Consider the following 19,876-nt stretch of genomic DNA (forward strand, 5'->3'; position numbering starts at 1 on the left):
CTGAACAACCTCAGCGACCAAACGATTCGTGAACTTCACCATGGCAATCGACACCCTTCAATATTCAGGTGTTGCGATCACCGCATGATTCAGCGTCGTCAGAACGGCCTCTTCTGCTACTCACTTTGGCGTCACCGCTTTAGATTCGCCACACCTGCAGACGGTACCCTGAATGATGGTGGCTTTTAGGGTCCCCAACTCCAACGGAATATTTGGAACGCAACAGGGGTTGAGTCAGATGGCTGCCCCGAGAGCCGCAGCATCGACTAAGGAAGAGGTTCACGCCACGTGAGCATTGCAGAAAACAGCGCATCGCAGGTGCGTGACGTCATCATCGTAGGTTCAGGCCCTGCTGGCTATACAGCCGCTGTTTACACCGCCCGTGCCAACATGAAACCTCTGCTCATTGCCGGTTCCGTCACCGCTGGTGGCGAACTGATGAACACCACGGACGTGGAAAACTACCCGGGCTTCCCCGAGGGCATCATGGGCCCGGACCTGATGGAGAACTTCGAAAAGCAGGCCGCCCGTTTCGGTACCGAGATCCTCTTCGAGGATGTCACCGAGTTGGATCTCGACGGCGACATCAAGACCGTGACCATCGGCACGGGGGAGACCTTCCAGGCCAAGGCCATCATCCTGTCCACCGGTTCGGCATACCGCGAGCTCGGTCTGGCCAACGAAAAGCGCCTCTCAGGCCACGGTGTCAGCTGGTGTGCAACCTGCGATGGTTTCTTCTTCAAGGACCAGGACATCGCCGTTATTGGTGGTGGCGACTCCGCCATGGAAGAAGCTCTGTTCCTGACCAAGTTCGCCAAGTCCGTCACCGTGGTCCACCGCCGCGATTCCCTCAAGGCTTCCAAGATCATGGGCGACCGCGCCCAGGCTCACGAGAAGATCAACTTCGTCTGGAACACCGCCGTCGAAGATGTTCTCGGGGGGGACAAGGTCACTGGCCTGAAGCTGAAGAACCTGGTGGACGGTACCGAGTCTGAACTCGCTGTCACCGGTGTGTTCGTGGCCATCGGCAACGACCCCCGCACGGACCTGATCAAGGGCACGGTGGATCTGACACCGGAGGGAACCATTGCGGTGGAGGGCCGTAGCTCCCGGACCAACATCAAGGGTGTCTTCGCCGCGGGCGATGTCATCGATCCCACCTACCGCCAGGCCATCACGGCTTCGGGTTCCGGTTGCGTGGCCGCCCTCGATGTTGAGCACTACCTCGCAGACCTGCACTCCTAAAGCTGCATCCAAGCAACCATACGAAGGGAAAAGTTATGAGCAACGCTAAAGACGTCACTGACGCAAGCTTCAGCACGGATGTCCTGGCTTCCGAGAAGCCGGTCATCGTGGACTTCTGGGCAGAGTGGTGCGGCCCCTGCCGCAAGCTCGGTCCCATCCTCGACGAGATCTCCGTCGAGTACAGCGACAAGGTAGACGTCGTGAAACTCAACGTCGACGACAACCCCGCCATCGCAGCCGAGTACGGCATCACCTCCATCCCGGCCGTGTACCTCTTCAGCGGGGGAGAAGTGAAGAGCACTGTCATCGGCGCCAAGCCCAAGCAGTTCTTCGAAAAAGAATTCGCAGACGTCCTTTCCTAAGCCTCCGTGCTTAGTTGAGTTTGCCCAAAGCCGGCGGTTCCTGCTCCAGATGGAGTGGGAGCCGCCGGTTTTTTGTCCCTAAAGCTGCATTGAACCGAAAAAAGTCACATATGGCATGATCTTGGTCTCAGGAGGCTTCATTCCCGCCAAAGAGTGCCGGTGGACTTCTCCCTAACTGGGGTAGGGGGAACTCAGCCTCTTCTGCCGTCCCTTGCACAATCGTTCCTTCGGCTTGCACCGGAGTCCGTCGATCTGAACACCTATTTCTTCCACATCCGAGACGATCGGAACCCAGTCCGGCCATGCCTCCTCTTTGGCAGGGTTAGTGACACATCAGCCGAGCCGTGCCCCGGGGGTTGGTGACATGTCAGCCCAGCGGACACACTAGTGCGCACCTTGTTGTGTTCCATGAAGCCTGCTCGATGGAACGTGCCCCACGGGAGTGGGTTCGTATGCACTCAACTGGATCCTCCTGCAGTCATCGCCGCTTAACGTTCCCGGAGGGAACTTGCAGTGGGCGCTCCTGCATTGGGTATGTACCCACCACCTCGCAATGATCTTCCACTCGCCTCACGTCTAGGTACCAGCAGCTCAATATCGTCGGCTATGGCTAATTCTGGCTCTGCGCTGTCTGTCGTGCAGTCTTGTTTCACGTGAAACACAACGGATGCTGCAGAACATTCTCCGACTCAACAGATCCGACTGCGTGTTTCACGTGAAACCACACCCGTTGTTGCCTCTACCAGCGGCACTTGGAGTGGTGCGGATGAGGATAAAAGCGAACGAAAGGGCGGAGAAACGACCTACCAGGAGTGGTCGGCTCCGGAATCGCTGCATATCGCTGGTCCGCAGACGAGCGCATGTGAGTTCCATGTGGGGCCTTGAACACAACCAAGCGCCTGCCAATGCTGATAGCTGTCCAAGTTCGAGGGAAGCAGGGCAACGAAGATGTAAATGAAGGGTGCTCTGCCAACCCGATATCCAGTACCAGTACCAAGCAGCTCCCCAACCCCGGCTATTTCAACCGACAGAACACGCGCCACTGCCCGCAGCTCACTTCATCACTCCGAGTTTGGAACCCCCATCTGCAGGAGGTCCGCCGTCGCACGGCCCCGAGAGCTCCTGTAGCTCGTGTAGCAGTCCATTCTGGTCCACCCTCAGTGGACGGCCGCGGCTCTGCCCCTAAGGGCGTCTGGGGCGCTTCCAGAGGTTTGGACGCACCTCCCCGGACTCTGGGTGCCCAGCATCCTTAGTTGCACTCATGCCCGAAAATCAGGGGTTAGAGCATCCCGCCCGGGGGACTGATCAACTTTCGAAGCCTACATCCACAACTGTCCAGCACTGGCTATCCAACTAATCGCACAGCACCACCAAACCGCACATAGACAGCGGTTACAAGCTCGCGGGAAGAACTGTGCGCAGCATAAATCAGCGTGCGGCAATGTCTGCCCCTGCCTAGCCAGGTACAGACGTCTCTCATCCGGGATTGGCCGGCCAGAATCGCACCGCGTCGCACTCCGCCTCACCCACGCCCTCTCCCCACCGCAAACGAGCACGTCCGCAACAGCCGGAGAATGCCGCACCCAGGCGGCCTTCACTCCCGAACGGAGCGCCGGCATCGGTAGGACTAGGACGGACTGCAACCCCGCGCGCGGCACAAAGGCACACATCCCAAGCTCTTACCGTCCCAATGAACGACGAGCCACTGCCCGATGGGAAGCGCTCCAGTCAGGACCCTATTCCTTTGAACAACGGCGAACATCAGCGTCACCCCAGTGGACCTACCCTTACCTTTGGGTCCATAGCTTGGAATCCGGGAGAGTGTTTCACGTGAAACATGCACCTGCCAAGGGCTACCGGCCAGTCATCCCGCAGCATAATTGAAGCTAGGCTGGCTCACAAAACGCTTTGGGTATTGCCTAAGTCCACACCGCCACATCCTCAGATCAACCTCAACCCGGAATTCTCAACAGCCCTTGAGGCCCCTCCTGGCCAACAGGATGGAGCTTCCGAAATTCCCCGCCCTCAGTGGGTCGCCCACTGTGGCCTCATCGTCATGGATCCTTCTGCGGCATCCTCGGCAGGGAACAGTGTCTCTTCCGCCCACCCACGGGCTAAGCGCGAACGGGGATCGAGCCGATCCTGATCCAGCCGGGGCGAACGGTGCTCCACCGATGGCGCAGGTACGCCAGACCTACGCAGCTGAGGTGATTCGCCCAGCCCCTCTACAACCGGGCCCCTCTGGGGGGACTAACAGTGCCGCTCCAGCATCGACACCAGTGCAGCCCGCCTGACCTAGATACTACCAAATCGCTTCCGGGGCATACGCAGAGAAGGCCCCTTTAGCGGCCTGCGCATTGCGAACCTGCTCTTACCGAACATCGAAAGTGAAGACAGCCATTTCCACAATGACGAGTGGGTCGCGATCATCGCCGAAGCAGCTCATGCTTCCAGGCCGCAGTTGGAATGGGACGTCACCGTCCGTAGAGGCTGCTGCTCCTTTGTAGTGCCTGATCTTCTACCTACCCGCGCCCGCTGTGTCCTGGCAGCGCCTCACTCTGGCACCTTGGCGTTCTGGCACTCTGGCGCTCTGGCACCACTAGTACATTGACCGTTTCACGTGAAACAGTTCGGCCATTTTTCATGTGCAACGGTCAGGACAGTTGGGGCCGTTTCACGTGAAACATGCTCGCCGCATCCGCAACCATTGACTCAGGCGACGACTATTGAATCTCTACCGCCCTTCGGGTGGGTCCAATGGGTGATCTGGTCTCTGAGGGCCGCAGTACCCTTTCCAGCCCAGGGCGCTGGTGTGGTCACCAAAGTCATCCTCATCGGCCGTCAGTATGGTCCATGCGCCACGACCCCATGACCGGCGGCTAGGACGCACATCAAGGTTCATCGGGGGAGTGAGATCGATCGACTAGTCTCTGACTGTTCCTGTGACCGCTGTAGCGGGAAGTTGGAAGTGGCCTAAGCACGCCCAATCCTGCGAAATCATCGCCTGAGATCTGTCGATACATCGGATGAATACATTGCCTCGTCGGAAGGCTCATCGTTCGATGACCGTGGATGCGTCCGCATCATTGAGAGAGTTGGTCAGCTGGGGCTTTGCCTCTTCAGGGGAGGGTCCACTCTCCACATCATGACTGAAGACCAAGTGGCACAGAGTCCGGTGCGTACGCCTCGACACGTCTCCCATCCAAACGGGCCGTCCCGAAAATCATTGGGGAACCACACAGAAGCCGCGGATAATCCACACTCTTATCCACTGACTTATACACAGCGTTATCCACAGGCTTATCCACTACGCATGACGTTGCCCACATCTACGCTTCAGCGCGATCAGAAATCTTGGATTGGGGCCTCCAACTACGCCCTCGAAAGAGCAACGACTCAGATCCTAAGGGTGAGCTGGTGATTGGGGCTAAGTTGTGTAAAAGCAATGCAAATTGGGCTATCCGGGGCATCCGCACGCATGGAGATCGCCTGGGCTCCACCTGAGTGACGGTGTTCGACTCTGCAGTCGTCGACGGCACTCGTCTCGACGATAAAGTTGCCACGGACCAGGGAGAGGAACGATGGGAACGTGGTGTGTATCCACATAGTTATCCCCATAGTTATCCACAGCGATATCCACCGTCTTATCCACCGGGTATAGCAGGGCTATTCAGCACTTACAAACACGCCGGTGCGGCCGAGAACGCCTTGTTTCACGTGAAACATAATCTCCATTTATGCTTCCTGAGGCAGGGTCCATTGGCGGCCTACGTACACACAGTGTTGGTTCAGCGTCCTGTCCCGAATCCGTCTTAGGTGGGGCCCGGCCATCCAGAGAGTTCAGCTTCAGAGCATGAACCCCAACATCAGACCATTCGTGGGCGACGTCACTGTTTGCCCACGAAGTTCCTCCTCATGTCCCAGGGGCGCATCCTCCCCATCAGCGGGCCTTCGAACATGATCCATGCCGACCCGTGATGGTCTTGCCCTAGTCATCCGTCTACCAGCGCACGAGAAGGAGAGGCTTGACCAGAGTCATCATGCATTCCCAGGGAGACTCCTTGCCCTGATAAACACAAGGCCCGAAGTACGAGGTGATTGTCCAAAGTGTCTCCTCGTGCTTGCCCGCTCACTACATCGCAGGTTCTTTTGATGAGACCTTCCACTCCGCCTCCGACAAGAGTGTGCATCCATTCGCCTGCTCTTGTGGCCAGCACTTTCCCACAGCTCCAGATACCTCAGTACCCTGCAGCGGCGGCTGGCAACTATCGACAGGGCCGGCTGCACACCGTTCCTGCCATCAGTGCCGGTACTACGGCAGGAGGCAGAAGGCTACGTCTGTGGCATCGACTGTACAGGCAAGTACTCTCGGACCTTTTCCAGGCACAGGCACAGCGTCGTGCTCACTGTAGCCGCCGGAGTGCGGCAATGTGTGCCGTCCCATAAACGAGCTGAAGGAGAGCACCTCAAACGTTCACCGGGGGACCGGTGAGGTCTGCCAGGCGCTCAGTCATGCGCCATGTGCTCATAAGTACATCCACATAGCCTGGAGGCCGCAGGTAAGCGCGTCGATCTCGAAGGTGCACTGGCGGGCAGCGACAGCGAGCGAGTTCCCTCTCGACCAGCATCCATGCACTCGACGACGCCGCCGCACGAACATAAACCCTGTCATCAGCGGGTCTCTCATCAGGAATGTCCGGAACTTACAGGGCAGTAAAAGCATCGTCCGATCCGTATCTTTCGTTCAGTACGGTTAAGGAACCCACGCCTTTCAGGCGACGCATTCTCACGGTGTAGGTGCACTGGGGGAGCTATCGGCTGCATGGAGCTATGGGTTGCTGGGAGCCGTCGGCCCGGGCAGGTGGAATCCAAGAAGCCAAGATTCCTGCGAAGTGCATACTCGCCGCAGCTCCCAGCAGTGAGGTGCAAGGCAAATTGAGCAGTGTGGTCGAGTCCGTTGCCGCTGACGTGTCAGAATCATACGGAGACCACATCGAACCACGCCTATATGCGGCTGCAATGGGCGAGAATGCTGCCGCGGGCCAGGATTTGCGACGTACGAGAGCGCGAATGTTTCACGTGAAACTGTGAGCACATCTCGCAGGCGGCGCTCCCTTCGAAGGCAACTGCGACGCCTGTCGGCGACGGAAGTCACCGGAGCTCGATTCAACGCGAATCATCACATCAGCTAGAGCTTGGTCCCGCCCCTCTTCTGAAGTGATTCGTAGGGCCTGTTTCACGTGAAACATTATCCAAGCCATCGGCCAAGTCATGACACGAGAAGGCGAAGGCAGCCGCGGCAATGTGTCGATCTACAGGCCCTTTAGTGGTCAACTAGCGCCCTCTAGTCTCTTGTAGCTGATGCAACCTCACAGAAGCATTCCCATAGGAACGTGGGGATATGCGTCGGAACTCGCTTCCATGAGCGGCACGCCTGGATGGCCACCGCCTGTTACAACCAAACGGGGCGAAGTTTGGCTCGCATTCTGCAGGAATTCCCCAAGGTAGTGCGCGAACGTCGCTTACGCACGCCCCAAAAGCAGTGTACTTGTATGCTCAGGTGTCGAAAAGGGCCCCCATCAGCGTTAGATCGACATCTTGAGACTCAGCGCGACAGCACGGGGCCACATACTGAGCCCTAAGAAGCTGCGGGCCGCATGTTTCACGTGAAACCAGCTGCCGGAAAAGCGAAGTCCGGCTGCTCTCCGTCCTTAGCCGTTCTCGCCATAGCGTTTCACCAGAAGTGAGGCCACAGATTATCGGCTGCGGACTTCCCGGCGGGGCCTGCTCAACCCAGACATACATACCGAACAGTGCATCCGTAATAGGGCGGCCTTCAGGAGATCACTATCTAGACGTTCTGCGGGCTTCACACGTCTCCGCGGGCATATGGCGCACATAAGGGGGACTCGAGCCTCCCCGCAGCTCATAGGCTCGGTCCTGGTACGCGTACTCACTCGCACAGGTCCGCCGGAGCAAGGACGTGATGGAACGCCCGCACACCGTTGCCTCACAAGCGTGGGACTCACTGGCATCCCAGCCAGGGCTTCCTCGGGGCAGCATGTTGGAAAGCTGCGAATGAATGGAAGCGTCCCATAGTGGAAGTACGCCGCCTAGCCCCAATGTCCTGACCAAGTTCGGTCTGTCGCTGCCCCATAACATGGCGGCAAACTCAGTTTCACGTGAAACATCGTGCCCACTGCAACGATCCGGAGAATTGGGGTGAGTTGCGATCGAAGAGGCGAGACTACAAAAATGGGGCCCACGCTGTGTGTGAACCCCATTCAATTGAAAAGCGGATCTAGTCCTCGGAGCCTGGTCCGAGAACATCCATTATTCGGTTGAGATCCTCAACGCTGGCAAACTCGATACTTACGCGGCCCTTGCGTGCACCCAAAGTGATCTTTACGTTGGTGTCCAAGCGGTCCGACAGCGATGATGCCAGGTAGTCCAGGCGTTCGTGCCTTGCGTTCGGTTTGGGGATGCTGCTCTTAGCCGGCGTGGTGGGATCCTGGTAGAGAGCAACCGACTCTTCTGTGGCCCTGACTGACATTCCCTCAGCCACGATCTTCTGCGCCATACGCTCCATGGCGGCAGCGTCCGGGAGTGCGAGTAGAGCACGTGCATGCCCTGCGGACAGGACACCGGCGGCTACACGGCGCTGAACCAACGGCGGAAGCTTGAGCAAACGCAGCGTGTTGGAGACCTGCGGACGGGAGCGACCAATTCGGTCGGCCAACTGCTCGTGTGTGGTTCCGAAGTCTTCCAGAAGTTGCTGGTATGCCGCTGCCTCTTCCAGGGGATTCAGCTGGCTGCGGTGGAGGTTTTCCAGCAGGGCATCGCGGAGAAGGTCGTCGTCCGTAGTGTCGCGGACAATCGCAGGGATTGTCTCGAGTCCAGCAGCCTGGACTGCACGCCAGCGACGTTCGCCCATCACCAGCTCATACGGTTCTCCACCCTTTTCGGTTGAAGTACGTACGACAATTGGCTGGAGGACGCCGATTTCGCGCACAGAGTGCACGAGCTCCGCCATGTCGTCTTCATCGAAGACCGAACGAGGCTGTTTACGGTTGGGATGGATGTCGCCTACCGGGATTTCGGCAAACCGAGCCCCGGGAACTTCTACCAGCTCCACCTCGGGAGCGGACTGAGCCGCTGGGACGGATGGAGCTGCAGACGTCGTCGAACCTGCCGCGTTGGCGGCTGTCTTCGTGGCAGCCGATTTAGAACCGGCCGCTTTGCTCGCAGTCTTCGGCGGTGCAGCAGTTTTAGCAGGGGAGGACTTAGCCGCCGCGGATTTCGAGGGTGACTTGGCGGCACGGGCGCCACCTGCTGCGGATTCAGCTGAAGGTTCTTCAGTAGCCGGCTTGGTATTGGCAGCACTCGACTCGTCCAGCAGGGTCTCAACGGTGGTCTCCGCTGTTTTCCTCGCCTCTGGAAAGAACAGATCCACGGGACGAGACGGTGCAGCCCCATTCCCTTGGGCCGCAGCCGAGCTAGGAATGAGAGCCCCAAGACCCCTGCCGAGGCCCCTTCGCTTTTCGCTCATTGATTCATCCCTCCGATGGAATAGCCGAGCACGGATCGGCCCAAGCTGTTGCAGTGTTTCAAGAATTCTAGCGTTCCGCGATTTCGGCTGCGGCTTCCATGTAGGAAAGCGCGCCGCTCGAAGAGGGATCGTACGTCATGACTGTCTGCTGGTAGCTGGGAGCCTCGGAGATACGCACCGAGCGGGGAACCACAGCACCCAGGACCTGATCCGGGAAATGCTGGCGAACCTCTGAGGCTACCTGCGCCGCCAAGTTTGTGCGGCCGTCGTACATGGTCAGAAGGATGGTGGAGACCACCAAGTCAGCATTGAGATGCTTTTGGATCATCTCAATGTTCTTGAGGAGCTGGCTCAGCCCTTCCAATGCGTAGTACTCGCACTGGATGGGAATCAAGACTTCACTGGCGGCGCAGAATGCGTTGACCGTCAGCAACCCAAGGCTGGGCGGGCAGTCGATGAAGATGTAGTCCAGGCGACCTTCGCCGTCGTTTGCCCGTTCCTTGGCGTAAACGTCTATGGCGCGGCGAAGTCGCTGTTCGCGGGCGACGAGCGAAACGAGCTCAATCTCAGCGCCGGCCAAGTGGATGGTCGCCGGTGCGCAGATGAGATTGGGGATATCCGGGCACGGGGCCACGACGTCCTTGAGGGGAAGATCGTTAATCAGTACGTCGTAGATACTGTCTACGTCTGCGTGGTGTTCGATACCCAGGGCAGTGGACGCGTTGCCTTGAGGGTCAATGTCGATCACCAGGACGTTGAGGCCGGCTGACGCCAATGCCGCAGCAATGTTCACCGTAGTGGTGGTCTTACCAACGCCGCCCTTTTGATTGGAGACAGTGAAGATGCGGGTTTTTTCGGGCTTGGGCAGTTCCCTGCCGATCAACCGTTCGCGCCTGCGGGTCTCATTAGCCAGCTGACGGGCGATGGGGCTTGAATCATCGATGGAATCCATGACGTTGCGCACTCCATCTGAAACGGTTTCACGTGAAACGGCAGCATTATCAACCGAATCAGTACGCACGATCGCAGACTGGAGAGATGCGGAGGGTGTGGCCATGGCCCGCGCGGACCCCAACGACATAAACGGGGGGATTCGCTGCGTGGAGGTTTCACTACTGCCCACTGGTCACACTCTCACTCTCATTCGGCGCTTTGCTGCCGTTCACTAGCCTAACCGCTCAGCCGCCGACACGCGGGAAACCGAGCGGGACCTACGCCGTCTTTCCGGGCTTGTTGACGATGATCCTCACCACGGTGGTGGGTTCCTCCAAAAGCTCCTGTCCGCAAACCACAACTGAGGTGTCAACGCCACCAAGTTTGCGGATGACCTTCTTGGCCTTCTCGATCTCTTCGGCGGCACTGCGTCCCTTGATGGCTACTACTTCGCCATGGCCGTTCAGTAGTGGGATGGTGAGACCAGCCAGATTCGAGAGTGCAGAAACGGCACGCGCGGTGACAACATCCGCGTCCACCATTCCAACTGCGAGCTCAGCCCGCGTCCTCATGATGGTGACGTTATCCAAGCCAAGGTCATCCACAACCTCCTGGAGCCAGATGACACGGCGTTCCAAGGGTTCGATCAAGGTCAGCTCGAGGTCGGGTCGGGCAATAGCCAGGCAGAGGCCAGGCAGGCCAGCACCGGATCCGACGTCGGCAACATGGCTGTCCATGGCGATGGCGGACTCAATGACTGCACAGTTCAGGACGTGGCGGCTCCACAGACGCGGAATCTCGCGCGGCCCTATGAGCCCGCGCTCCGTACCCGAGGTAGCCAGATGTTCAACATAGCGCTTGGCAAGATCCAAGCGCTCCCCAAAAATCTTCTCTGCCGCTTCCAGTTCAGCTGCGGTGATTTCAACCATGAGCTGCTAGTCGGCCGAAACGACGATGTGGCGGCCTGCGCCCTCGCCTTCGGACTCTGAGACGTATCCGAGGTCAGCCACAGCGTCATGGACGATCTTGCGCTCGTAAGCACTCATCGGTTCCAAAGCTACTGTTCCGCCGTCGGCCTTAACCTTGGCCGCGGCATCCTCAGCGATCTTCTGAAGAACGCCGGCGCGCTCCTTGCGGTATCCGTTGATGTCCAGGACGAGGCGTGAACGGCTCTCCGTGGCGGACAAAACCGAGAGGCGTGCCAGTTCCTGCAATGCTTCGAGGACTTCACCATCGCGCCCTACGAGGCTGTCCAACGCTGCAGACTCTTCATCAGCACCGATGGAGATATACGTGCGTCCGTTACGGACCTCAATGTCGATGTCACCGTCAATATCGGCAATATCAAGGAGTTCCTCGAGGTAGTCGGCGGCAATGTCGCCTTCTTCTTCCAAGCGGCTGGCCGTCTTGGACTGCGTCTCTTCCTGGGTATCTTCCTGGTCTTCAGTCACAGGGGCGATAACTTCTTCAGTGCTCTCGGCAGACATTACTTCTTCTTCCTGTTCTTACGTTGTGGCTGGACGCGCTGGGCCCTGATTTCGGCGGCTGCCGCAGCAGCAGCTTCGGCTTCAGCGGCAGCGTCCGCGGCGGCGTTCTTCTTTCCACCCAGCAGCGGCGGCAGGCCCTTGGCGGCACGACGCTCTTCAAGCGCCTTGGCTGCCGGGGATCCCGGGGTAGGCATGCGACGGATGACGAAGAACTGCTGGCCCATGGTCCAGAGGTTGGTGGTGGTCCAGTAGATGAGGACACCGATGGGGAAGTTGATGCCACCGATACCGAACACGAGCGGCAGGATGTAAAGCATCATCTTCTGCTGGCGCATGAACGGGCTGGCCATGGCCTCTTCGGACATGTTCTTGGCCATGATCTGCTTCTGCGTGATGAACTGCGAAGCCGTCATGGCGACGATCATGATGATGCTCAGAACCCAGACAGCCACGGCACTGTTGCCGCCGCTGGGGTCACCGTGAAGTAGCGAAGCGGAGAGCGGAGCGCCAAAAATGCTGGATGAATCGAACTGGACTACCTGTTCGTGACTCATGGCACCGACGCCCTGGCCCTGCTTGGCATTGGTGGAGATGCCAGACAGTACCTGGAACAGTGCGAAGAAGAACGGCATCTGGATCAGCATCGGCAAACATGCCGAGAAGGGGTTGGTGCCGTGCTTCTTGTAGAGCGCCATCTGTTCCTGCGCCATGGCCTGGCGGGACAGCTGGTCTGTTTTGCCCTTGTACTTGGTCTGAAGTTTCTTCAGGTCAGGCTGCAGCAGCTGCATACCGCGCTGGGCTTTGATCTGCTTGACGAAGACAGGAATCAGGGCAGCGCGGATCACCAACACGAGGCCGATGATGGAAAGAGTCCACGTCCAGCCGTTAGCGGCGGGCAGGCCAATGAAGCTCAGTCCCTCGTGGAAGCCAACCATGATGATTGACACCAGCCACTTGAACGGAAACATGATTGTTTCAAAGAAGTCCATACGATATCCCTATTCGTTAGGCCGCAGAGCGGCCTTCTTCATCAGCCTGAACAGCCAGGAACTGGTCCGGATTGTTCAGTACAACAATTGTGGGCGTCCGGCCTTCAGGCCAGTGACGATGGCCGGCGGGGACATGGTCCACTCCACCGGCATTCCAAGGGTGGCATTTGGCGAGCCTTTTGGCTGCGAGCCAGCTCCCCTTCACGGCGCCATGCACCGTTACCGCTTCCAGCGCATATGCGGAGCAGGAGGGAAAGAAACGGCAAACCTGGCCGTACAGGGGCGAGATGACCTTGCGGTACGTCTTCAGCAAAAGAATAAGGATGTTGCGGGGCAGCTCCCAGAGGAACATGCCTACCGCCGCCGGAAGGCTCCGATGCGGAACCTTCCCGGAGGGGTCGCTTGAGGAAGGAACGACGGCGGTGCTTATGTCATGCACGCGGTGTCCCTTCCGTAGTGGTGCCGATGTGTTCAGTCGAAGCGTTGCGTGGACCTGAGCCACTCAATCGCTTCGTCGTCACTGCCAGTGCGGCGTTGTAGTCCGAGAGCAACTGCTCCCAGCTGGCTGTTGCAGCTGCGGGCAGCGCCCGGACTACTACCGCCAGACCCGTTCCATGCGTATGCAAGGACAGGGCGCCTGCTTCTCTCAGTCTCCTCTTAACGAGGTTCCTGGTCACGGCGTTCCCGACGGCTTTGGAGACAATGAAGCCGATTCGACTCGGCTCCCCAGCCCCTATAGGGGCCGTATATAACACTAAGTTCCGGCGTCCATTGCGGACGCCGGAACGTACAGTTGTTGAAAAGTCGGTAGACGTCCGCAGACGGTTAGGGGTGGCTAGCACCGTCGAACCCGCAAAAAGACCCTGACCGACAAGTCAGTTATTTACGCCGACAGTTCGACGCGGCCCTTGCCGCGACGGGCAGCCAGGATGGCTCGGCCGGCACGGGTGCGCATACGAAGGCGGAAGCCGTGCTTCTTGGCCCGACGGCGGTTATTCGGCTGAAAAGTCCGCTTGCTCACGTTAGTTACTCCAGTGGATCAAAGGTGCGCCCACCCGATCAAAAAAGGGGAAGAACTGGCCGACGCTAAGTTTTGTATGTGCCTGCCGCCGTTGCCTCCCGCACGGTGAACGTACGGAGTTACAACTGATCTCAAAAGCGGACACAAAGGACTTCACAACGTTAGGGCAAAAAGGCACCCACAGTCAAACCGGGAGCCTGCCGCGAAGCTATCCACAGCTGTGCCCAACTGCTGTTGGCAGCCTGTGGATGAAGTGGCTCACAGGCCGCTTTCACGAACCACAACGGTGTAATTATCCACAGGCAACTTCCCAGCTATCTTCTAGCGATTTCATCCCCTAGAGTGGCTCAGTAGCCCAATGTCCACCCGCTGTGTATAACTCTGTGGATTATCGCCCAGAACAGCGCCGCCGGAGAGACTTCGGCTGCCAGCAACGCCGGCAAGCAAGTATTTAGGAACTGATTGATGACAGTAGACGAAGCCAACCACGCCAACACTGTCGGAAGTTCCTGGCGCAGGGTGCTGAGCCTCATGGAACAGGACGACCGGGTCTCACCCCGTCAGCGCGGTTTCGTCATCCTCGCCCAAGCACAGGGCCTTATCGGTTCAACCTTGCTGGTGGCCGTCCCGAATGAACTCACCCGCGAAGTCCTCCAGACCCAGGTCAAAGATGCGTTGGACGATGCCCTTCGCAACGTCTTCTCGGACGACATCCGCTGCGCGATCGACGTGGACACCGATCTGGTTCCCGTCCACGCAGAGCCGGAACCCGTCGTCGAGCTTTCTGCTGTTTCCGACTTCGCCGAGCCGAAGCCGCAGCCCACACCCCCGAGTACCTCGCATGAATTCGGGCGCCTGAACCCGAAGTACATTTTCGATACCTTCGTGATCGGTTCTTCCAACCGCTTTGCACACGCTGCGGCAGTGGCTGTGGCGGAAGCGCCGGCGAAGGCCTACAACCCGCTGTTCATCTACGGTGATTCGGGTCTCGGTAAGACCCACTTGCTCCACGCGATCGGTCACTATGCCCGCCGGCTCTACAGCGGCATCCGGGTCCGCTACGTGAACTCCGAAGAGTTCACCAACGACTTCATCAACTCCATCCGTGACGATGAAGGCACCAGCTTCAAGACCACGTACCGCAACGTGGACGTGCTCCTGATCGATGACATCCAGTTCCTGGCAGGCAAGGACCGAACCCAGGAAGAGTTCTTCCACACGTTCAACGCCCTGCACAACGCCAACAAGCAGGTGGTCATCACCTCCGATCAGCCGCCCAAGATGCTGGCCGGCTTCGAGGACCGTATGACGTCGCGCTTCGAGTGGGGCCTGCTGACGGACATCCAGCCGCCCGAACTTGAGACGCGCATCGCCATCCTCCGCAAGAAGGGCCTCAGCGAAGGTCTTTCCGCGCCGGATGATGCGCTGGAGTACATCGCTTCCAAGATTTCCAGCAACATCCGGGAACTCGAGGGCGCGCTGATCCGCGTCACGGCATTTGCGAGCCTCAACCGGCAGCCGGTGGACGTGGCTTTGGCCGAGATGGTTCTGAAAGACCTGATCACCGACGACGGAGCCCAGGAAATCACGGCGAAGCAGATCCTGGACCAGACGGCGGACTACTTCAAGCTCAGCATGGAAGAGCTCTGCAGCAAGTCCCGCACACGCACTTTGGTAACGGCCCGGCAGATCGCCATGTACCTGTGCCGCGAGCTGACAGATATGTCCCTGCCGAAGATCGGCCAGGAGCTCGGGGGCCGCGATCACACCACGGTCATCCACGCGGACCGCAAGATCCGCGAGCTGATGGCGGAGCGCCGTGTGATTTACAACCAGGTGACCGAGCTGACAAACCGGATCAAACAACAGCAGCGCGACTCCTGAAATCCACATCGCGTCCGCCACTACATACCTTATTAACAGGTGCATGTGGATAAGCCTGTGGATACTTAAGGGGACAAGCGCGCTTAATGGGCTTAAAACCCTTAAGGCATCTGTGGATCGTTAAAAACCGGCCTGGGAGTTGTCCCCATCCACACCCTGTTTAAAACCCAGTTAACACACAATCCGTGAACAGGGCTTAACCGCGGAACTGCGGGGCGAGATCGAGTTATCCACAGTTTCCACAGCAGTTATTAACACTACGAATCCCAAAAAATTGAAATCCCTCAAATAACAATCTCTTTCTGCCACCCGTCCCCACCTGCAGATGGCAGGCCACGAGCCCGGCCAAGGCCGGTCCGCGGCTATCCACATACGAGGGGGCCGGTCCGACGGGGATGGGTTAATCGCGGATCTTCCGGCTAAGCTGTCAGCAGCGCTCCCATCCTTGGGTCTGTTTGTAGTTCGCTCAGTGCGGACCATGCAGGTTCCGGTGCCGGACTGCGAAGATTTAGCGGCTTCCAAGCAGGAATCCGCAGCTACTACATGGCAGCAGCAATGAAAGGCGGCACCCTTCCGTGAAGTTCAGAGTCGACCGCGACGTCCTGGCAGAAGCCGTTACGTGGACCGCGCGGTCGTTGTCTCCGCGGCCGCCCGTACCAGTGCTTTCCGGCCTCCTCCTCAAAGCCGAGGCAGGAACCGTCAGCCTCTCCAGCTTCGATTACGAGACATCGGCGCGCTTGGAAATCCCGGCAGATATCGCTGTTGAAGGCACCATCCTGGTGTCCGGGCGTTTGCTGGCAGACATTTGCCGCAGCCTTCCCTCCGCTCCGGTGGAAGTTGAAACCGACGGAAGCAAAGTGACACTCACGTGCCGCCGAAGCAGCTTCCACCTGGCCACCATGCCCGAGGCCGAGTACCCGGCCCTTCCTGCTCTGCCGGCTATCAGTGGAACCCTGCCTGGCGACGCCTTTGCCCAGGCCGTGTCCCAGGTGATCATCGCTGCGAGCAAGGACGACACCTTGCCCATCCTCACCGGCGTCCGCATGGAGATTGAGGATGACCTCATCACGCTTCTTGCCACGGACCGCTACCGTTTGGCCATGCGCGAAGTCCCCTGGAAGCCCGTGACACCGGGAATTTCCACCAGTGCACTGGTCAAATCCAAGACCCTGAACGAAGTAGCCAAGACACTCGGTGGCAGCGGCGACATCAACCTCGCCCTCGCCGACGACGACAGCCGGCTCATTGGTTTCGAAAGTGGTGGACGAACCACCACATCACTCCTGGTGGACGGCGACTACCCCAAAATCCGCTCACTTTTCCCGGACTCGACTCCGATCCACGCAACAGTCCAGACCCAGGAACTGGTTGAGGCTGTTCGCCGTGTATCGCTTGTTGCCGAACGCAATACTCCGGTGCGGCTCGCCTTCACCCAAGGCCTGCTGAACCTCGACGCCGGTACCGGTGAAGATGCGCAGGCGTCCGAGGAGTTGGAAGCACAGCTTTCCGGTGAGGACATCACCGTGGCCTTCAACCCGCACTACCTGGTGGAGGGCTTGAGCGTGATCGAAACCAAGTACGTCCGCTTCTCTTTCACCACCGCCCCGAAACCGGCCATGATCACTGCCCAGGCTGAAGCAGATGGCGAAGACCAGGACGACTACCGCTACCTCGTGATGCCGGTCCGCCTCCCCAACTAACCGGCAGCCTCCCGCCACCTTCGCAGAAAAGAGTTCACACCGTGCACATCGGACTGATCGGCCTTGGAAAAATGGGTTTCAACATGCGGGAACGCATGCGGAACGGTGGCATTGAGGTCACAGGTTTCGACCGGAACCCGGACGTCACGGATGTCGCTTCAGTAGATGAGCTGATCGCCGCCTTGCCGACTCCGCGAATTGTGTGGGTCATGGTTCCGTCAGGGGCCATCACAGATGCGGTAGTGACCGAACTTGGCGAGAAGCTCAGCCCCGGTGACATGGTGATCGATGGCGGCAACTCCCGTTTCACCGAAGACCAGAAGCACGCCGCAGCCCTCACAGAAAAGAGCATCCGCTTTGCCGACTGCGGTGTATCGGGCGGCGTGTGGGGACTGCAGAACGGTTACGGCCTGATGGCTGGTGGCGCTGATGAAGACATCGAGCTGGCAATGCCGATCTTCGATGCCCTCCGTCCTGAAGGCGAAAGGGCTGACAGTTTTGTCCATGTTGGCGGTGTTGGCGCTGGCCACTACGCCAAGATGGTCCACAACGGCATTGAGTACGGACTGATGCAGGCCTATGCCGAAGGCTACGAATTGCTCGCAGCCAAGGACATCGTGAAAGACCTTCCCGGCACATTCCGTGCCTGGCAGAAGGGCACGGTTGTTCGTTCCTGGCTCCTGGACCTCATGGTCAAGGCACTGGACGAAGATCCGGGTCTGGCCTCGATTGACGATTACGTTGAAGATTCCGGCGAAGGCCGTTGGACCGTGGAAGAAGCCATTGCCAACGCAGTGCCCGCGCCTGCGATCACGGCTGCGCTTTTCGCCAGGTTTGCATCGCGTGAAGACAACTCACCGGCCATGAAGATGGTTTCGGCCCTGCGCCATCAGTTCGGTGGACACGCCACCCGTCCGGCCAACTAGGCCGCAGGAGTCCTGCAAACGGCGTGTACCTCGAACATCTTTCGCTGACGGATTTCCGCAGCTACGCACAGGTTGACCTGAAGCTTGGCCCCGGTGTGACGGTCCTGGTGGGTTCCAACGGAATCGGCAAGACCAATCTGATGGAAGCCATCGGGTATTTGGCCACGCTGAGCTCCCACCGGGTGAGCACAGATGCGCCCCTGCTCCGTTTCGGTACCGAGCGCGCGATGATCCGGGCCAGGCTCGTTCGTGGAGAGCAGTCGACGGTTATCGAGCTTGAGATCAATGCCGGCCGGGCCAACCGTGGTCGCATCAACCGGAGCAACCCGGTCCGCGCCAGGGATATTCTCGGAATCTGCCAAACGGTGTTGTTCGCACCCGAGGACTTGGCCTTGGTCAAGGGAGATCCTTCGAACCGTCGTCGTTTTTTGGACGAGCTTCTGGTGAGTCTTGTTCCGCGCCATGCTGCCACCCGAAGCGACTACGACCGGGTTCTGAAGCAACGAAATGCCTTGCTCAAATCCGCACGGGCCGGCAAGTTCACGGCCGGGCATGAGGCAACTTTGGATGTCTGGGATCAGCACATGGCCCGTGCCGGTGCAGAACTACTCCATGCCCGCCTTGAACTTGTGGAACGATTACGTCCCCACCTGAACAACGCATATGCGCAGCTCACCGACGGGTCCAAGGACGCCGGGGCCGTGTACCGCTCAACCATTCAAGGCGTACTTGACGACGACGGCGGTCCGGCCGACCACGGAACGGAACCTTCGGCGTCGGTTGATGACCTCCGGCTGCTGTCCGTTGATGAACTCACGGAGCGCTACATCCAGGCCTTCGCGGCGTCCAGGAAAAAGGAACTCGAACGGGGCATCTCCTTGGTGGGTCCGCACCGGGATGAACTGGAACTCGTTTTGGGACAGGCACCGGCAAAGGGTTATGCCTCCCACGGTGAAACGTGGTCCATGTGCCTCTCACTGCGCCTGGCTTCCTACTATGTGATGTTGGACGACGCCCGCACCGGTGGCACCGCTCCGATCCTCATCCTGGACGATGTTTTCGCTGAATTGGACGTCCAGAGGCGGCGTAAACTGGCTGCAATAGTCACCGGTGCGGAGCAGGTACTGGTGACCGCCGCCGTCGACGCCGATATCCCCGAGGAGCTGGCCGGACGGCGCGTAACCGTTGTTCCGGGAGGCATCGATGGCGAAGGATAGCCGCGAGGGACTCCAACCCGGCCGTGAACCGGATGAAATTGATGCTGCCCAAGCGGCGCTGAACCGCATGCGGGAGGCCGCGGCTGCCCGAGGAGAAGTACGGCAGCGCGCGCCGAGGCCCGGATCTGCTCCCAAACGTAAGGGGCTCCGGGATACCAGGGGATTCGCCCAGTTCCACGGCAGTGGCCGGGATCCTTTGGGCTTGGGAAAAGTCGTAGGCCGCTTGGTGGCCGAACGCGGTTGGACGTCGCCCGTGGCCGTTGGTTCCGTCATGGCGGAGTGGGAGACGCTGGTGGGGCCGGATATTTCCGCTCACTGCACGCCGGAGAGCTTCACCGACACAACACTTCATGTTCGTTGCGACTCCACGGCCTGGGCCACGCAGCTGCGGTTGCTGAGCACCAGCCTTCTGGAGATGTTCCGCAATGAACTGGGCGAAGGGGTGGTCACCAGCATTCAGGTGTTGGGACCTTCGGCTCCAAGTTGGCGAAAAGGCGGACGCAGCGTTAACGGTCGCGGACCGAGGGACACGTACGGCTAAACGGCGTGCAGGGCGTTTCAAC

The 19,876-nt window shown here is 59.1% G+C and carries 14 protein-coding genes and 1 pseudogene; 7 read left to right on the forward strand and 8 right to left on the reverse strand.

Annotated elements, in window-relative coordinates:
- Positions 1–288 precede the first annotated feature (288 nt).
- Together trxB and trxA are read left to right on the forward strand one after the other, a co-directional pair.
- Positions 289–1,245, forward strand: a complete 957-nt coding sequence (gene trxB, locus ACIQH5_RS14195) for a thioredoxin-disulfide reductase (protein ID WP_400404381.1) — start codon at positions 289–291, stop codon at positions 1,243–1,245.
- Between the two features lie 35 nt (positions 1,246–1,280).
- Entirely contained in the window at positions 1,281–1,607 is a 327-nt protein-coding gene (trxA, locus tag ACIQH5_RS14200; protein WP_024818839.1) for a thioredoxin, read from the forward strand.
- Positions 1,608–7,908: 6,301 nt separating this feature from the next.
- On the opposite strand, the gene ACIQH5_RS14205 is transcribed toward trxA, so the two are convergent.
- The 8 genes from ACIQH5_RS14205 to rpmH all read right to left on the reverse strand — a co-directional run bounded on the left by ACIQH5_RS14205 (position 7,909) and on the right by rpmH (position 13,586).
- The gene (locus ACIQH5_RS14205) at positions 7,909–9,156 is read right to left on the reverse strand and encodes a ParB/RepB/Spo0J family partition protein (RefSeq protein ID WP_400404383.1); all 1,248 of its coding nucleotides are present in this window, start codon (positions 9,154–9,156) and stop codon (positions 7,909–7,911) included.
- 67 nt (positions 9,157–9,223) lie between these two features.
- Entirely contained in the window at positions 9,224–10,279 is a 1,056-nt protein-coding gene (locus ACIQH5_RS14210) for a ParA family protein (RefSeq protein WP_400404387.1), read from the reverse strand.
- 88 nt (positions 10,280–10,367) lie between these two features.
- Positions 10,368–11,018, reverse strand: a complete 651-nt coding sequence (gene rsmG / locus ACIQH5_RS14215; protein WP_024818842.1) for a 16S rRNA (guanine(527)-N(7))-methyltransferase RsmG — start codon at positions 11,016–11,018, stop codon at positions 10,368–10,370.
- A 6-nt stretch (positions 11,019–11,024) separates the two neighbouring features.
- The gene (locus ACIQH5_RS14220) at positions 11,025–11,576 is read right to left on the reverse strand and encodes a protein jag (protein ID WP_400404390.1); all 552 of its coding nucleotides are present in this window, start codon (positions 11,574–11,576) and stop codon (positions 11,025–11,027) included.
- Positions 11,576–12,565 carry a membrane protein insertase YidC gene (gene yidC, locus ACIQH5_RS14225; RefSeq protein ID WP_024818844.1) on the reverse strand — a complete coding sequence of 330 codons (990 nt, stop codon included), beginning with the start codon at positions 12,563–12,565 and terminating at the stop codon, positions 11,576–11,578. The genes ACIQH5_RS14220 and yidC overlap by 1 nt, the downstream gene beginning before the upstream one ends.
- Positions 12,566–12,581: 16 nt before the next feature.
- The gene (yidD, locus tag ACIQH5_RS14230) at positions 12,582–13,067 is read right to left on the reverse strand and encodes a membrane protein insertion efficiency factor YidD (RefSeq protein ID WP_105691208.1); all 486 of its coding nucleotides are present in this window, start codon (positions 13,065–13,067) and stop codon (positions 12,582–12,584) included.
- Positions 12,997–13,407 (reverse strand): ribonuclease P protein component, encoded by a 411-nt coding sequence (gene rnpA / locus ACIQH5_RS14235; RefSeq protein ID WP_081765955.1) that lies wholly within the window; start codon positions 13,405–13,407, stop codon positions 12,997–12,999. Before rnpA ends, yidD begins: the two co-directional genes overlap by 71 nt.
- Positions 13,408–13,448: 41 nt before the next feature.
- Entirely contained in the window at positions 13,449–13,586 is a 138-nt protein-coding gene (gene rpmH, locus ACIQH5_RS14240) for a 50S ribosomal protein L34 (protein WP_011776797.1), read from the reverse strand.
- 465 nt (positions 13,587–14,051) lie between these two features.
- On the opposite strand from rpmH, the gene dnaA reads away from it, so the two are divergent.
- From dnaA to ACIQH5_RS14265, 5 genes and pseudogenes are all read left to right on the forward strand, one after another.
- Positions 14,052–15,470: a chromosomal replication initiator protein DnaA gene (dnaA, locus tag ACIQH5_RS14245; RefSeq protein WP_024818846.1), complete on the forward strand. Its 1,419-nt coding sequence runs from the start codon at positions 14,052–14,054 to the stop codon at positions 15,468–15,470.
- 575 nt (positions 15,471–16,045) lie between these two features.
- Positions 16,046–17,170: a DNA polymerase III subunit beta gene (gene dnaN, locus ACIQH5_RS14250; protein WP_062072216.1), complete on the forward strand. Its 1,125-nt coding sequence runs from the start codon at positions 16,046–16,048 to the stop codon at positions 17,168–17,170.
- A gap of 8 nt (positions 17,171–17,178) precedes the next feature.
- Positions 17,179–18,096 (forward strand): annotated as a pseudogene (gene gnd / locus ACIQH5_RS14255) (phosphogluconate dehydrogenase (NAD(+)-dependent, decarboxylating)); the annotation flags it as partial.
- Between the two features lie 23 nt (positions 18,097–18,119).
- Positions 18,120–19,313 (forward strand): DNA replication/repair protein RecF, encoded by a 1,194-nt coding sequence (gene recF / locus ACIQH5_RS14260; RefSeq protein WP_400404394.1) that lies wholly within the window; start codon positions 18,120–18,122, stop codon positions 19,311–19,313.
- Positions 19,300–19,854 (forward strand): DUF721 domain-containing protein, encoded by a 555-nt coding sequence (locus tag ACIQH5_RS14265; RefSeq protein WP_062072222.1) that lies wholly within the window; start codon positions 19,300–19,302, stop codon positions 19,852–19,854. Before recF ends, ACIQH5_RS14265 begins: the two co-directional genes overlap by 14 nt.
- Positions 19,855–19,876 lie beyond the last annotated feature (22 nt).

It is taken from the genome of Paenarthrobacter sp. NPDC091711 (assembly GCF_044756605.1).
Taxonomy (GTDB): Bacteria; Actinomycetota; Actinomycetes; order Actinomycetales; family Micrococcaceae; genus Arthrobacter.